This is a genomic window from Collinsella sp. AM24-1 (genome assembly GCF_003470325.1).
Lineage (GTDB): Bacteria > Actinomycetota > Coriobacteriia > Coriobacteriales > Coriobacteriaceae > Collinsella.
In genome coordinates this window covers 33,866-48,706 of the sequence record NZ_QRHM01000015.1, presented here as the reverse complement: position 1 = coordinate 48,706, position 14,841 = coordinate 33,866, and the positions used below count along the sequence as shown (strand labels likewise).

11 protein-coding genes and 5 tRNA genes are annotated in these 14,841 nt (G+C 60.4%); 4 read left to right on the top strand and 12 right to left on the bottom strand.

Going from position 1 to position 14,841, the window contains the following annotated elements:
• Positions 1-235 precede the first annotated feature (235 nt).
• Positions 236-326, top strand: a tRNA-Ser gene (locus tag DW661_RS06970).
• A gap of 48 nt (positions 327-374) precedes the next feature.
• A tRNA-Ser gene (locus tag DW661_RS06965) sits at positions 375-465 on the top strand.
• A 190-nt stretch (positions 466-655) separates the two neighbouring features.
• Here the strand turns inward: DW661_RS06965 and DW661_RS10115 are convergent.
• The gene (locus tag DW661_RS10115) at positions 656-1,663 is read right to left on the bottom strand and encodes a hypothetical protein (RefSeq protein ID WP_147330806.1); all 1,008 of its coding nucleotides are present in this window, start codon (positions 1,661-1,663) and stop codon (positions 656-658) included.
• Between the two features lie 304 nt (positions 1,664-1,967).
• Between DW661_RS10115 and DW661_RS06945 the strand changes: the two genes are divergently transcribed.
• Together DW661_RS06945 and DW661_RS06940 are read left to right on the top strand one after the other, a co-directional pair.
• On the top strand, positions 1,968-2,657 hold the full coding sequence (locus tag DW661_RS06945) for a trimeric intracellular cation channel family protein (RefSeq protein ID WP_233539158.1): 690 nt from the start codon (positions 1,968-1,970) through the stop codon (positions 2,655-2,657).
• A 106-nt stretch (positions 2,658-2,763) separates the two neighbouring features.
• On the top strand, positions 2,764-3,909 hold the full coding sequence (locus tag DW661_RS06940; RefSeq protein WP_117818408.1) for a polymer-forming cytoskeletal protein: 1,146 nt from the start codon (positions 2,764-2,766) through the stop codon (positions 3,907-3,909).
• A gap of 129 nt (positions 3,910-4,038) precedes the next feature.
• Here DW661_RS06940 and typA read toward each other — a convergent pair whose 3' ends face one another.
• The 11 genes from typA to DW661_RS06885 form a co-directional block, all read right to left on the bottom strand.
• Positions 4,039-5,877: a translational GTPase TypA gene (typA, locus tag DW661_RS06935; protein WP_117848449.1), complete on the bottom strand. Its 1,839-nt coding sequence runs from the start codon at positions 5,875-5,877 to the stop codon at positions 4,039-4,041.
• A gap of 117 nt (positions 5,878-5,994) precedes the next feature.
• The gene (locus tag DW661_RS06930; protein WP_089572580.1) at positions 5,995-6,444 is read right to left on the bottom strand and encodes a hypothetical protein; all 450 of its coding nucleotides are present in this window, start codon (positions 6,442-6,444) and stop codon (positions 5,995-5,997) included.
• 30 nt (positions 6,445-6,474) lie between these two features.
• On the bottom strand, positions 6,475-6,819 hold the full coding sequence (locus tag DW661_RS06925; RefSeq protein ID WP_147356438.1) for a hypothetical protein: 345 nt from the start codon (positions 6,817-6,819) through the stop codon (positions 6,475-6,477).
• Positions 6,820-6,864: 45 nt separating this feature from the next.
• Positions 6,865-7,365, bottom strand: coding sequence for a bifunctional nuclease family protein (locus DW661_RS06920; protein ID WP_118238245.1), 501 nt, complete (start codon positions 7,363-7,365; stop codon positions 6,865-6,867).
• Positions 7,366-7,524: 159 nt separating this feature from the next.
• Positions 7,525-7,601: transfer RNA gene (locus DW661_RS06915), tRNA-Ile, on the bottom strand.
• Between the two features lie 4 nt (positions 7,602-7,605).
• Positions 7,606-7,681 (bottom strand) — tRNA-Ala (locus DW661_RS06910).
• 67 nt (positions 7,682-7,748) lie between these two features.
• A tRNA-Ile gene (locus tag DW661_RS06905) sits at positions 7,749-7,825 on the bottom strand.
• A 300-nt stretch (positions 7,826-8,125) separates the two neighbouring features.
• On the bottom strand, positions 8,126-10,834 hold the full coding sequence (gyrA, locus tag DW661_RS06900) for a DNA gyrase subunit A (RefSeq protein WP_118935149.1): 2,709 nt from the start codon (positions 10,832-10,834) through the stop codon (positions 8,126-8,128).
• A gap of 208 nt (positions 10,835-11,042) precedes the next feature.
• Entirely contained in the window at positions 11,043-13,073 is a 2,031-nt protein-coding gene (gene gyrB, locus DW661_RS06895) for a DNA topoisomerase (ATP-hydrolyzing) subunit B (RefSeq protein ID WP_117769723.1), read from the bottom strand.
• Positions 13,074-13,178: 105 nt separating this feature from the next.
• Positions 13,179-13,742, bottom strand: coding sequence for a DciA family protein (locus DW661_RS06890; RefSeq protein ID WP_118935146.1), 564 nt, complete (start codon positions 13,740-13,742; stop codon positions 13,179-13,181).
• Positions 13,729-14,835, bottom strand: a complete 1,107-nt coding sequence (locus DW661_RS06885) for a DNA replication/repair protein RecF (protein ID WP_117848453.1) — start codon at positions 14,833-14,835, stop codon at positions 13,729-13,731. The genes DW661_RS06890 and DW661_RS06885 overlap by 14 nt, the downstream gene beginning before the upstream one ends.
• Positions 14,836-14,841 lie beyond the last annotated feature (6 nt).

The window sequence follows — 14,841 nt, the reverse complement described above, 5'->3', positions numbered from 1 at the left end:
GTGGGGACACATGTATGTCAATCCTGGTCTAACAGAGCCTTTTTAAATTCATTGCCAAGTCGCTTATGAATACCCTTTTTTGAACAATTGAGTTGATCAACCACGCTGGTCGGAAGCCGTTTTTTGGGACCTCAAGCCCCACTGCAGCGCCAAGCACGGCCAAGCGTTTTAAAAAATGCCAACTTTTCTGTTTGCACTTTGCGATTCCTCGTGTATACTGACTTTCGCATTTAACGGAGAGTTGTCCGAGTGGCCGAAGGAGCACGATTGGAAATCGTGTAGGCGTCAAAAGCGTCTCCAGGGTTCAAATCCCTGACTCTCCGCCAGTTAATTCCAAAGCAGGTCTTCGAGCCTGCTTTGTTTTTACCCCACGCGGAGGGGTGGCAGAGTGGTTGAATGCGGCGGTCTCGAAAACCGTTTGGCCTGTATAAGGTCACGAGGGTTCGAATCCCTCCTCCTCCGCCATTTTGGTTGAGAAAGCTCCCGAAAACGGGGGCTTTTTTGTTTAGAGTCCCTTACAAGCAAATACGGCGGAGGAGGAGGGATTCGAACCCGCCCTTCCCTCACAAACATGTACGTCAGCCTCCAAAACCGACATTTTTCGACATCTTTGAAGGCTGACGTACACGTTTGGATTGAGCTCACGGGAGTGGCACTATTCGGAAGGCGCCTCTTCGTCTCGCATACCTTTCCAGTTGCGGATAAGAGCCTTGCGTAGTTCGTTTTGCTCTCGCTGGTGCCCGGTGTCGGTACAGCGAGGCATGCCGAGTGCTTCGCGAATGTTGTTCATGGCGCGGTGAAAGGCGAGTTGGCTGCCGAACTGAGCCGAAGTGAGCGTAACGATTCGATATCCCATTTGGGAGAGAACGGCCTCTCGCTCCGCATCTGCTCCTTTGCGCTCGAACTCATCGTGAAAACCGCCCTTATATTCGATACCGAGCTCCCTGCGCTTGTAGGTAACGAGCGCATCGATTTTAAGTGTTCGAGCTTTGGCGCAATGCCAGAGACGTTGAGGGATCTCGAGTGGTTTGTTGAGTTCGATACCTCGGATGCCAACGCCGCCTTCGCTTGTTGGGAGTGAGAGGGCGATTGCCGAAGCGGTCTCCATAGGCGAGGCCGAGCGATCGTAGATATGCCTGAGCGCGAGCCGTGCACGTGTGGCACCGGGTTTGCCGGGATGCCGATCGAGCAGTTCGATTATTTCATCCTTGGAGGTGGTGGCTGGTTGCTCGGTATAAGGGTCGGCGGGATTGAGCCTCATGCGATAATCGCCGCAAACTTCATAGCCATATTCGAGATATTCGATCCTATCCATCCACTCGGCAGCGAGCACGAAGGTGAAGGCTTCGTCGGTGATGAAGATTCCGGGCGTCAACTCGTTAATATGCTCGTAGGGAAGATTTTGTCCAAGAATGTGGCAAATGACGCCTTTGGTGCGAATTCGCTCGAATTCGAATACAACCGAGATATCGATAGTCTTGAGCATATCGGACGGAATGCCGCAGTCGATAAGTGCCTGTCGTATGCGCGCAACGCGTTGTTGGGTGGAGATGCCTTGTGCGCCTATCTGGTAGTCGTGCCGCGCAAGAGACTGAACCAAATTCTGGGGTGCATGATGGACAAGCCATGCGGTTTTATGCGAAATGAGAACAGGGGTATCCATTGAGGGCCTCTCGCTCTGAGCCGGTATCCAACTCTTATGTCCGTTGAAGTGGGGAAATATACCGGATGTGAGTAAATCAACTCACTCATGCTGTGAACCCAATCCAAACATGTACGTCAGCCTCCAAAGATGTCGAAAAATGTCGTTTTTGGAGGCTGATGTACATGTTTTGGACCCCTGGCATTCCAGTAACGCCACGCCCGCGCCCAGTCCCTACCGTTTGCCGAGCAATAGGGTCTCAATCGCCGCCAACCATGTACTATGTACGGGCATTGTTCAAACCCGAGAATCAAAGGACCTCATCTTGCCCGTCGTCGCCGCTATGACTGTTACTTCACACGCCTCGGATGCCATGGTCGCTATCCCATTTTGGCTCGAGATGTTCGCCGTTGTCGCGGCATCGATCTCGGGCGTGCTGGTCGCTCGCGAGCACAAGCTCGACCTGGTGGGCGCGGTCGCGCTCGCGGTGGTCTGCGGTCTGGGCGGCGGTCTTTTGCGCGATATGACGCTCCAGGTCGGCAACGTCTACATCCTCAACCAGCCCATGGCACTACCGCTCTCCATCGCCACAGCCGCCATCATCTATATCTTCCCGGCAATCGTCGATAAGCCCGAAAAACTCATTCCCCTGCTCGACATCATCTCGGTCGGCATCTATGCAGCAACCGGCGCGGACAAGGCGTTGGTGTACGGATTTGCGCCCGCCGTATGTATCATGATGGGCTTCTTTACCGCCGTGGGCGGCGGCATGCTGCGCGACGGCTTTATGGGCGTGGTCCCGGGCATTTTCCAACGCACCAACTTCTATGCCATCGCGGCCATCGCCGGATCGGCAAGCTATGTAGCCCTCGTCATGAGCGGCCTCATGAGCAATGTTGCCGCACTGGTCGTATGCGTTGTGGTGACCATGGGGCTGCGTTGGCTATCACTGCGCTTTGACATTAAAAGCCCTACCGAGGAAGACATCGCGCGCTTTTTGCACCGTAAAAAGTAGGTAGCACAGCACAACCCCTCGAAATGCAACCGAGAGATTCTTTTAGAGCGCCCGCGCGTTGGGTACCCTGTTAGATACCTGTCGAGTATCTAACGAAGGATTCACTATGCCTTGCAACCAAGTACCGTCGATCCGGCGCCACAAAGCGCAGACCCGCATCACCATCCTATTCGCGCTGATTGCGCTCGCGCTCACCGCACTTCCCACGGTGTCGTTCGCCGGCACCGACACCGCGGGAAACGTGCTCGCAACCGAAGTTGACTCAACTCCGTCCGGTATCGAAGGCGACCTGTACTGGGCCGGCCAAAGTCTCAACCTAGACGACGCCTCCATCGGCCGCGATATTATCGCGGCGGGTGAGAACCTGTCGATTCGCGATTGCACCGTAGGCGGCGCCGTTCGTCTGGCGGCACGCACCATCGATATCGCCAAAACCGCAATCGATGGCAGCGTCACGGTGGCCGGCCAGCACGTCGTGCTCAACACCGGCAGCACCGCCAACTGTTTTTACGCGGCAGGCGAAACGGTCGCCCTGCGCGGCTCCGCCAAATCGGCGGCGCTTGCCGGCGACACCGTAACCATCGACGGCACCGTCGATGGCGATGTTGAGGTCTGGGCCGACAAGCTCATCCTGGGTAAAAACGCCCGCATCACCGGCACGGTGAACGCCCACGTCTCACAGGACCCCGAGCGGGCCGAGGGCGCCCAGGTCGGAGCTCTCAAGATCGACCGGACCGAGAACGAGAACACCTCTACGGCCAACGACATTATCGGCGGCATCGTTGCCGCGGCGCTTTCCACCTGCTTTGTCGCCATCCTGCTTGAGCTTGTCTTTCCACGCGCAACCGCCAGCGCTGCCGGCATGCTCCATCAGCGTCCCATGCCGCTGTGGGTAAGTGGTCTTCTGGGCACGGTCGCCGTCGCTCCCGCCGTGCTGCTGCTCATCATCTCGATTGCAGGCCTGTCGCTCGCCGCCGCCCTCATGTGCGGCGTCATCGGCATCGCTTTGGTCTCGGCGGCATTTACGGGCACCGCGGTCGCGCGCATGGTCGGACACAACCAAAACCGCTACGCCATGGCCGCCGTGGGCGGTATCGTCGCGGGCGCACTCACGGCACTTCCTCTTATGGGCAACTTTGTCAGCGGTGTAGCCTTCGTCTTCACGCTCGGCTACGCCATCCAGATCATCTGGCGCAACGCCCACCTCAAGCCGCAGCAGCCGGCTAACACGCCAGGACTCCCCACCGCCTAGCCGCCAACCACCACAAAAGGGCCAGGCACCTTTGTGGTGGCGCAAAGCAACCTGATCCCCTTGCACCAAAAAGGGCGCCGACCATTGCGGTCGACGCCCTTTCTTGTTAGTCGCTATAAAGCCCAGCGCTTATTTGTTGACCTGGCCGGCGCGGACGGCAGCCTTCTTGCGGTCGGTGGCGTTGAGCAGACGCTTGCGCAGGCGAATGTTCTTGGGAGTGATCTCGACCAGCTCGTCGTCGGCGATGTACTCCAGCGCTTCCTCCAGCGAGAAAGTGCGGGGCGGCACCAGCTGGACGGAGATATCGGAGGTCGAGGAACGCTGGTTGCCCAGGTTCTTGGTACGGGCGATGTTGACGACCATGTCGCCGGCCTTGCTGCGCTCGCCCACGATCATGCCCTCATAGCACTCGGTGCCCGGCTCAACAAACAGCTGGCCGCGCTCCTGCAGCGTACCCAGAGCATAGGCAACGGCCTTCTCGGTGGTCATGGAGATCATGGCGCCGTTCTGACGGTTACCGATCTCGCCGGCGTAAGGACCATACTCCAGGAAGGTGTGGTAGAACACGCCCTCGCCGTGGGTAACGTTCATAATGCGGTTCTTAAGACCCATGATGCCGCGGGTCGGGATCTTAAACTCGAGGTGCGTCACGATGCCCGAGGTATCCATGCTCGTCATGATGCCGCCGGAGGTGCCGAAGACCTCAACGACCTTGCCCGAGTACTCGTCCGGGCACTCGACGACGGCCTGCTCGACAGGCTCCATCTTGTTGCCGTTCTCGTCCTTCTTAAACAGAACGCGGGGACGGCCGACCTGGAACTCAAAGCCCTCGCGGCGCATGGACTCCATCAGAACGGATAGGTGCAGAATGCCGCGGCCCGAGACCTCGACGCCGCTCTTGTCCTCGAGCTCCTCGATCTTCATGGTCACGTTGTTCTCGGCCTCGTTGAACAGGCGCTCCTTGAGCTGACGGGCGCCCACGATGTCGCCGTCGCGACCGACGAGCGGGGAGGTCGACGCCTCAAAGACGATGGACATGGTCGGCGGGTCGATCTCGATGGGCTCGAGCTCAACGGGGTTCTCGGGATCGGTGTAGACATCGCCGATATCGGTGCGGTCGATGCCCACGACGGCAGCGATGTCGCCGGCGCCGACTTCCTGGCACTCGGTGCGGCCCAGGTAGTCGAAGGTAAAGAGCTGTTTGACGGTAGCGGTGGCGCTGGAGCCGTCGTTCTTCACAACCAAAATCTGGTCGCCCTGGTGGATGGTGCCGGAGTACACGCGACCGATGCCGATACGGCCAACGAAGTTGGAGTGGTCAATGGTCACGCACTGCATGGCCAGCGGGGCGTTCTCGTCAACCTCGGGCGCGGGCATGTCGTCGATGATCATATCGAGCAGCGGATACATGTCCATGTTGCCGTCGTTGGGGTCAAGGCGAGCAAAGCCATTCATGGCGCTGGCGTAGACCACGTGCTCCATGGCGAACTCGAGCTGGTCGTCGGTTGCGCCCAGGTCGGCCATGAGGTCCAGGCAGTCGTTGTAGGCCTTCTCGGGGTTGGCGCCCGGACGATCGATCTTGTTGATGACGATCATGATCTTAAGGCCGGTGTCGATAGCGTGACGCAGCACGAAGCGGGTCTGGGGCATGGGGCCCTCAAAAGCGTCGACCAGCAGCAGGGCGCCGTCGGCCATACGCAGCACGCGCTCGACCTCGCCGCCAAAGTCGGCGTGGCCCGGGGTATCGATGACGTTGATCTTAACGTCCTTGTACTCGATAGAGATGTTCTTGGCGAGAATCGTAATGCCGCGCTCGCGCTCCTGGTCGTTGGAATCCAGGACGCGGTCCTCGACCTGCTGGTTGGCACGGAAGGCGTCCGTGGCACGCAGGAGCTTGTCGACCATCGTCGTCTTGCCGTGGTCGACGTGAGCGATGATGGCGATGTTCCTCAGATTGTCTACGCGCATGTAGTTCCCCTATCTTCTATCCATATACAAACGGCACGCGTATGCGACCCGCCCAGCGATACAACGCTCGGCGGGAATATTGAGCCTTTTACCGAAAACTCGTTTATTTTAGCGATTTTAGATGAGAGGGGTTTCCTCACCTGCAGGTTCAGGGTCGCTCCACATAAAACCATCGCCGGCGCCCATGCCCTCATACAGTACATATGCCGAAAAACCGCTCTCGAGCGTCGTCTCAAAAAAGCTCACGAGCAGAGCGTCATGGTAGCCGCCGTCAATCTCGACGCAGCCGGTATAGCCGATGGCATAGCGGGCGATACGGCCCAGGCCCTCGTCCTTAAGACCCATCTTGTGCTCGGAGATAAAGTTGGTGGCCGCCTCGAGGCACGCCTCTTCGCCATCCTCATCGAGCGCCGCCAGATAACGGTTGGAAGCGGCGTCCTCAATTGCCACGACCACGCCGGGGTTTTCACCGGCGGCAAGGTCATCCAAGAACGCGCCGATTAGATCGCACACCATGGCGTCGAGCTCGGCGGAGACGTTACCGGCGTCCTGCATATCCTGTGCCATCTTTAGACCTTCCCATCGAGTCTGGCGTCGTTACAGTTCTTGCGCCTCGGCGGCGATCTTAGCGGCGGCATCGCGGGCGCGCGTCATGTCCGACGCGCGCTTGTCGAGCACCTTGATCTGGCTGGTCAGCATGACCGCATCGACCACGCCCCAAATCACCAGGCCCGTAGAGATCGAAAACCCAAGCGCACCAACTGTACCACGAAGGCGCGAGCAGATTGCCGCGACAAGGGCGGAGATGACAACCATCTTGATAAACGAGCTGCGGCGTTCACGAAGCGTGCGGGCCTGCGTCACATAGGCAATGCGAGCCGCCTCAGAAGCCTCCGAGCGCATCTGGGCCTCGCGGGCGATTGCAGCCGCTTCAGCCGACATCCCGCCGGCCATCAGCGAACGCTCCGCAACCTGGACGCCCCGCATTTAGAAGTCATCGGGGGAGAGCGTATGGACGAACTCGTCGAACTTCTCGAACTCCTGCTCGTCGTCGACTTCCTCGGCGTGGGTAGAAACAGTGCCCAGGCGATTCATGATGTCGTCCTCCACAAACATGGGGGCATTGCTGCGCACGGCAAGGGCAATGGCATCACTGGGGCGGGCGTCGATCTTGCGCTCGTCACCATCGGCCAGTACGACGATCGTCGCGTAGAACACCGGCGGCTCGGCGCGAACGATCTCGATGCGCTCGAGCTTGGCGCCCAGGGCGCCAACAGTATCGAGCAACAGGTCATGGGTAATCGGGCGCTCGGCGCGGCCGCTATCGATGCCGCGGCTGATGGCAGCGGCTTCAAACGAACCAGTCTGAATGGAAAGGGAACGCAGCGGCGCGGGCGAGTCCGATTTGCTGCAGCGCTCGCGAAGCACGATAAGCGATGGCACGGGACCGGCGGCCATGACGATGGTCTCTATGTCGACACGAACCATGGAACACCTCCGGTACGTAGCGGTTAACACGCGGCAGCTCCACCGCATTGAATAGCTATACTACCCAATCTTTCGCACAGCACACAAAACCAAAATGAGATTTATCGCAGACAAGAAAAAAGCCCCAAGGCAATGCCCCAGGGCTCTTCACAGTTTTGATGGTGGACCTGACAAGATTCGAACTTGTGACCTCCCGGTTATCAGCCGGACGCTCTAACCAACTGAGCTACAGGTCCATCATGGTGGAGGTTAGGGGGATCGAACCCCTGACCTCAGGCTTGCAAAGCCCGCGCTCTCCCAGCTGAGCTAAACCCCCACGGAGACAGTAATAAACACCCCAGCGGCGACTCGGCTCTCGCTGGGGTGTTTATTGCGAAAGAAAGTGGTGGACCTGACAAGATTCGAACTTGTGACCTCCCGGTTATCAGCCGGACGCTCTAACCAACTGAGCTACAGGTCCATCGCGCAAGGGATATATTAGACGAGTCGTTACGCGCGCGTCAACAACTTTTTTGAAAATCTTTGAGGGGTGTCGCCCCCGGCTGCCCGGCGGCATGCGAAGTCGCCTGCTCGGACAGTCCTGCTCGCACGGAGAGCACATTAAGTGCTCTCCTGCTCGTGCGGAACTCGCGATCGACTTCGCATGCCGCCGGGCAGCCGGGGGCGACGTGGGGTTCAAAGGTTTTCAAAAAAGCGGTCGGCGCGCAGTGCGCCGACCGCCGATATATGGGGTCTGATGATTTTTACCAGCTAGAGCCTCTTACTCGTCTAGGAGATCTTCTGGCATGTCGTTGCCATCGCCTAGATCGACTGGGGCTTCTTCGGGGGCAGAACCGTCTTCTGTTGCTTCGCCTTCGGGCTTCTCTTTGGCTGCCGTCATGCGGGCTACGGCGCATACGCGGTCGTTGTCGTCGACGGTCATCATCTTGACGCCCTGGGTGGCGCGGCCGGTCTGGCTGATCTCGTCGGTCTTGACGCGAATGACCGTCGCACCCTCCGTCACGATGAACAGCTCGTGCTGCGGGCCCACCGTCTTCATGGCCGCGAGGTTGCCCTTGCGCTCGGTCATTTGGATGGTGTAGACGCCCTGGCCGCCGCGATTCTGCTCTGGGTAGTCCGCGACCGGCGTGCGCTTGCCGTAGCCGCGCTCGGTGATGACGAACAGATCGCCGTTGCCGTTAGTGACTTCCATGCCCAGAACGCTCACGCCGTCCTTCATACCGATACCGCGAACGCCGCTGGTATCGCGGCCGGTGGCGCGCACCTGCTCCTCGGAGAACATGATCGCCTTGCCCGCGGTGGTGGCTAGGATAATCTTGTCACCCTCGCGCACGCGGCGCACGTTCAGCAGTGCGTCGTCGTCGCGCAGGTTGATAGCGATCAGGCCATCACGGCGGCTACGATCGTAAGCGCTCATCACGGTCTTCTTGACCATGCCGCTCTTGGTGGCAAACATCAGGTACTCGTCGGCCGGGAACTCGCGGCAGCTGATGACGCTCGCGATCTTCTCGCCCTCCTCGAAGGGCAGCAGGTTGACGATCGCGGTACCGCGCGCCTGGCGCGTACCCACCGGCAGCTCGTGCACCTTCAGGCGATAGACCTTGCCCTTGCTCGAGAAGAACAGCACATACTCGTGCGTGGACGCGATGAACATCTCGTCGATAACATCGTCCTCTTTGAGGTTGACGCCCGACACGCCCTTGCCACCGCGCTTCTGGGCACGGTAGGCAGCCACCGGGATACGCTTAACGTAGCCGGTGTGGGTGATGGTCACGACCATATCCTCGTCGGCAATGAGGTCCTCGACGTCCAAGTCCTTCTCAACCTGGCTGATCTCGGTGCGGCGCTTGTCGCCAAACTTCTTGGAGATCTCGCGCATCTCTTCCTTGATGACGCCCAGAATCTTCTCCTCGTGCGCCAGCAGGTCCTCGTAGTAGGCGATGGCGCGGCGCAGGCCGTCCAACTCTTCTTGGATCTTGTCGCGCTCCAGGCCGGTCAGGCGGCGCAGCTTCATCTCGAGGATGGCCGTGGTCTGCTCGGGCGTAAAGCCAAAGCGTTCGATCAGTCGGCTGCTGGCCTCGGAGTCGGTCTGCGAGGAGCGGATGATGCTGATGACCTCGTCGATATGGTCAAGGGCCATCAGGTAGCCCTCGAGGATATGCGCGCGGGCCTGGGCCTTCTTAAGGTCGAAGCGGGTGCGGCGGGTGACGACGTCGACCTGGTGGTCGATGTAGTGCTGCAGCATCTCGCGCAGGCTCAGGCATTTGGGAACGCCGTTGACGAGTGCCAGGTTGTTGGCGCCAAAGGTCGTCTGCAGCGAGGTGTACTTATACAGATTGTTGAGCACGACCTGCGGAATGACGCCCTTCTTGAGCTCGATGACCAGACGGATGCCCTTCTGGTTGGACTCATCGCGCATATCCGAGATGCCCTCGATGCGCTTGTCGTTGACGAGCTGGGCGATCTTCTCCTGCAGGGTGCCCTTGTTGACCATGTAGGGAATCTCGGTAAAGACTAGGCGGCTGCGGCCGGTCTTGGTGGACTCCACGTGTGCCTTGGCACGCACGGTAATGGAGCCGCGGCCGGTCTCGTAGCTCTGCTTAATGCCGGCGCTGCCCATGATGATGGCGCCGGTGGGGAAGTCCGGACCGGGCATGATCTGCATGAGCTCGTCGACGGTGGCGTCGGGGTTGTCGATCAGGTAGCAGGTGGCCTCGATCGCCTCGGTGAGGTTATGCGGAGCGATGTTGGTGGCCATGCCGACGGCGATGCCCTGGCTGCCGTTGACCAGCAGGTTGGGGAAGCGCGCAGGCAGCGCCACGGGCTCGGCGAGCGATTCGTCGTAGTTGGGCTGCCAGTCGACGGTATCCTTCTGCAAGTCACGCAGCAGTTCCATGGCGGGCTTTGCCAAGCGGCTCTCGGTGTAACGCATGGCCGCCGCGCCGTCGCCGTCGATGTTACCGAAGTTACCGTGACCGTCGATGAGCGGCGTGCGCATGGAGAACCACTGCGCCAGGCGGACCATGGCCTCGTAGACCGCGGAATCGCCATGCGGGTGGTACTTACCGATAACTTCGCCGACCGTCCAAGCTGACTTCTTGTGCGGGCGGTTGGGGTAGATGCCGCTCTCGTTCATCGCGTACAGGATGCGGCGGTGCACCGGCTTTAAGCCGTCGCGCACGTCCGGCAGGGCGCGCGCCGTGATGACCGACATCGAATACTCGATGAACGACTGCTTCATCTCGCGGCCAAACTCCGAAATCTGGAGCTGGCCGCCGTTGATATCCTCGCCGGCCGAGGCGCCACGGTCGACTTCGCCAAAGCTCTCCTCGAGCTCGGCGTCGTCTTCTTCCTCATCATCATCGGCATCGGGGTTATAGGCGTCCGGGTCGCCGTCCTCGCCCTGCTCAGCACGGGCAAGCAGGCGCTTCAGATCATCGGGCATACCGGCATCGCCGGCCTCGTCCATACCCTCGTTATTGTTGATATCGTCTGCCACGTTACCTCCTCATGGTTTGCGTGGTCCATTAGTTCCCTACCACGGAGACGGATTACCGGGAATGCCGGATAACCCTCCTAGGTTTTCCAGGTGCCCCAGGTTGCCCTGAAGGATGAGGGCGCACGCCTTGCGTGCGGCGCCCGAAATCCTGAAGGGCAAGATGGGGTGCCTGGGAAAGCTAGGCGTCTAGGAAGCGTGCGTCATGCGCGTGCTTCTCGATGTACTCGCGGCGATAGCCGACCTCGGAACCCATCAGCTCGCGCACGGCGCGGTCCGCCACCACGGCGTCCTCGATCGACACACGCTGCAGGATGCGGGTCTTGGGGTCCATCGTCGTCGAGGCAAGCTGCTTGGGGTCCATCTCGCCCAGGCCCTTGTAGCGCTGGACGGTATAGCCCTTGCGCTTTTTGGTGATCTTGCCGTCCTTGGCCTTGCCGTCCTCGTCGTTATCGTCGGGGTTCAGGCCCAGACTCTGGATGGTGTCGCGCAGGATCTCGTCTTCGGGCTGGCGGCCGTTGGGATACACGTAGTGGATCTTGTTGCGCACCTTAATGCCAAAGATGGGCGGGCAGGCAACATAGACGTAGCCGGCATCGATCAGCGGACGCATGTACTTGTAGAAGAACGTCAGCAGCAGGATGCGGATATGCGCACCGTCGACGTCTGCATCGGTCATGATGATGATCTTGTGGTAGCGCGCCTTGGTGATATCGAAGTCGCCGCCGTCGCCGGCACTCGTCGTGACGCCGCAGCCGATCGCGGTAATCAGCGACTGGATGGTGTCACTCGAGAACGCTCGATGGTCACCAACGCGTTCGACGTTCAAAATCTTGCCGCGCAGGGGCAGAATCGCCTGGATGTCTCGGCGACGGCCGTCCTTGGCCGAACCGCCTGCCGAGTCGCCCTCTACGATGAAGAGCTCGGTCAGCTCGGCATCGCGCACCGAGCAGTCAGCGAGCTTACCGGGCAGGGACGCCGTCTCGAGCAGGCTCTTGCGGCGGGTCGCCTCGCGCGCCTTGCGGGCGGCATTGCGCGCCTTGCAGGCCTGCTGCGCCTTCTTGACGATCTCGCGAGCGGGCTTGGGATGCTCCTCCAAGTAATCGGCGAGGCCGTCGGTCACAATCTTGAGCGTGAGCGCTCGCATATAGGAGCTGCCGAGCTTTGCCTTGGTCTGGCCCTCAAACTGCGGATCGGGCAGCTTGACCGAGATAACGGCCGAAAGGCCCTCGCGCACATCGTCGCCGGTCAGGTTGGCGTCTTTTTCCTTGAGCAGGTTCTGCTTGCGCGCGTAATCGTTGATCACGCGGGTGAGCGCGGTACGGAAGCCCTCAAGGTGCATGCCGCCTTCGGGGGTGTAGATGTCGTTGGCAAACGACATGACGTTCTCGCCGTAGCCGCTATTCCACTGCAGGGAAACCTCGACCTCGCCCATCTTGGCCACAGGCGCGTCCGGGTCCGATTTGCCCTCGATGTAGATGGGCTCCTTAAAGGCCTCGGGGACGTCCTTGCCCTCGTTGAGGAACTTGACGAAGTCGATGATGCCGCCCTCGTAGCAAAACTCCTCCACGTGGGGAGTCGCTTCGCGCTCGTCGGTCAGCACGATTTTGAGGTTCTTATTGAGGAACGCCGTCTCCTGCAGACGGTTATGCAGCGTATCGAAATCGTAGATGCAGGTCTCGAAGATCTCGTCGTCGGGCCAGAAGGTGACGGTGGTGCCCGTCGAATCCGAGGTGCCCACGACCTCCATCTTCTTGACGGTCTTGCCGCGCGAGAACTCCATCTCGTAGGTGTTGCCATCGCGACGAACCTGAACGACCACACGCTTGGACAGTGCGTTGACGACGGAGATGCCCACGCCGTGCAGGCCGCCCGAGACCTTATAGGCCGAGTTATCGAACTTACCGCCGGCGTGCAAGATCGTCATGACGACCTCGAGCGTCGGGATCTTTTTAACAGGGTGCTCGTCGACGGGGATGCCGCGCCCGTTGTCGACGACCGTGATGGAGTTGTCGGCGTGGACCGTCACCTGGATCTCGGTGCAGAAACCGGCCATGGCCTCGTCGACAGAGTTGTCAACGATCTCCCACACCAGGTGATGCAGACCGCTGGCGCTCGTCGAGCCGATATACATGCCCGGGCGCTTACGAACGGCCTCGAGACCTTCGAGAATCTTAATCTCGCCGCCATCGTAATCGTTTTCGTTTGCCACACGTCCTCCTTCAGTCAAGAAAATGTGTACAGCCTTACTAGTTTATCGTAAAAAAATACCCTCGGGAACGAGGGTATTTGGCTCTACAAGGCCACCAGATGCGATTTAAGGCTCTTTTTTGCTTTGCACGCCCTTGGCCCACTCGGCACTGGCTCTCATGGCGTTCTCGAGGGCCTCGCGCAGTTTTTGGTCTTCGATGGGCGCCACTTGGCGCTCAATCTCGGTGCACTCGGCCTCACTTAGGTCGGCGTGTGGGGCCGGCGGGCGCTCGGTCGTCGCTGGGCGAAGGCGCTCCTTGGCGGCGGGCGGCATGTGACCGGGCGCGGTGGTTTTGAACACCAGGCCGTCCACATGCGCACCGGCGCGCTCCATGCGCGCGCGGATGATCTCGCGCAACAACGTCATTTCCTGCGTCCACGAGGGCGAGTCGAGATATACCAGCAGCTCATTGGACTCGGGCAGGTAGCGCAGGCCCGTCACATGCCGCCCCTCGCGCGTGCCCGAGCACACCGCGTTCCACGCGCGATAGACCGCGCGCGACTCCTCGGCGGCCTCCATCTGCGCACGGCGCTCAGGGGTCGCAGCCGCCAGGATGCGCTGGCGCTCTGCGTTCAAAAAGCCACTGAAGGCGACCGTTTCGCTCTCGCGCTCGTAATTAGCACGTCTCACCCATGCTCACCACCTTGGCTCGATCAAGCAGGTCATCGGTAAAGTACCCCAGGTTGGTCGTGGTTATGACCGTCTGGATATCATCGCCGATCAGCCGCAGGAAAGCGCCGCGACGCTCGCCGTCGAGCTCGCTCATCACGTCGTCCAGAAGCAACAGCGGAGCAGTACCCAGAACATCGCGAGCCACGGCCACCTCGGCCACCTTCCAGGACAGTACCAACGTTCGCTGCTGTCCTTGGCTGGCAAATGAACGGGCGGAGCGACCCGCCACGGTAAATTCAATCTCGTCGCGATGCGGCCCCACCAACGTCACGCCGCGGCGAATTTCCTCGCCGGCGTGCTCATCAAGGGCGGCCAGCATGCGCTCGTACGCCCAGCCCTTCAGCTCTTCGCGATCCTCGACCTGGGGCAAATCCCCCAGCGTGGACGCATAGGACACGTTGGCGGCTTCACCGGACGCCACTTGCCCGTAGGCAGTACGCACATGGCCCGCCAGCCGGTCGAGCAGGGCCAACCGGTGCACGAGCAGAGCCGCGCCCGCGCGGGCAATCGAATCGTTCCACGCGCCGAGCATCTCACGGCAGCACCAGGTCTCCTTGAGCAAGGCGTTGCGCTGGGTCACGCAGCGCCCATAGGCGCTCGCAAGATCGGCATAGCGTGCGCTCAGTTGCATGCCAAAGTCATCGAGGGCGGCGCGGCGCACACTGGCGCCCCGCTTAACCATGTCCAGATGGTCGGGGCAAAACAGCACGCTCGGCAGAACCCCGCGCACACCGGCGGCAGAGCATCTCTTGCCGTTGCGGCTAAACGAGCGCTTACCGTCCTCCGCGCTCAATCCCATATCAAGCACGCGGCCGTCGCCCTCGAGCCTCAGCTCGACCCTGCACGAGCCCACGCCGTCATGAACGAGCTCGGCTGCGGTCGGATGCCTAAACGAGGCGCCGCTCGTCAGCAGCTGCAGCGCCTCTATGAGATTGGTCTTTCCCGCCGCGTTGGGTCCTGCAAGTATCGTCACGCCCTCGTCCAGGGCAAGGCGATAGCTATCGAAGCTGCGGTAGTGCGCGACGGAAAGATCGCGGGCGAACATGGTCATGGCGCA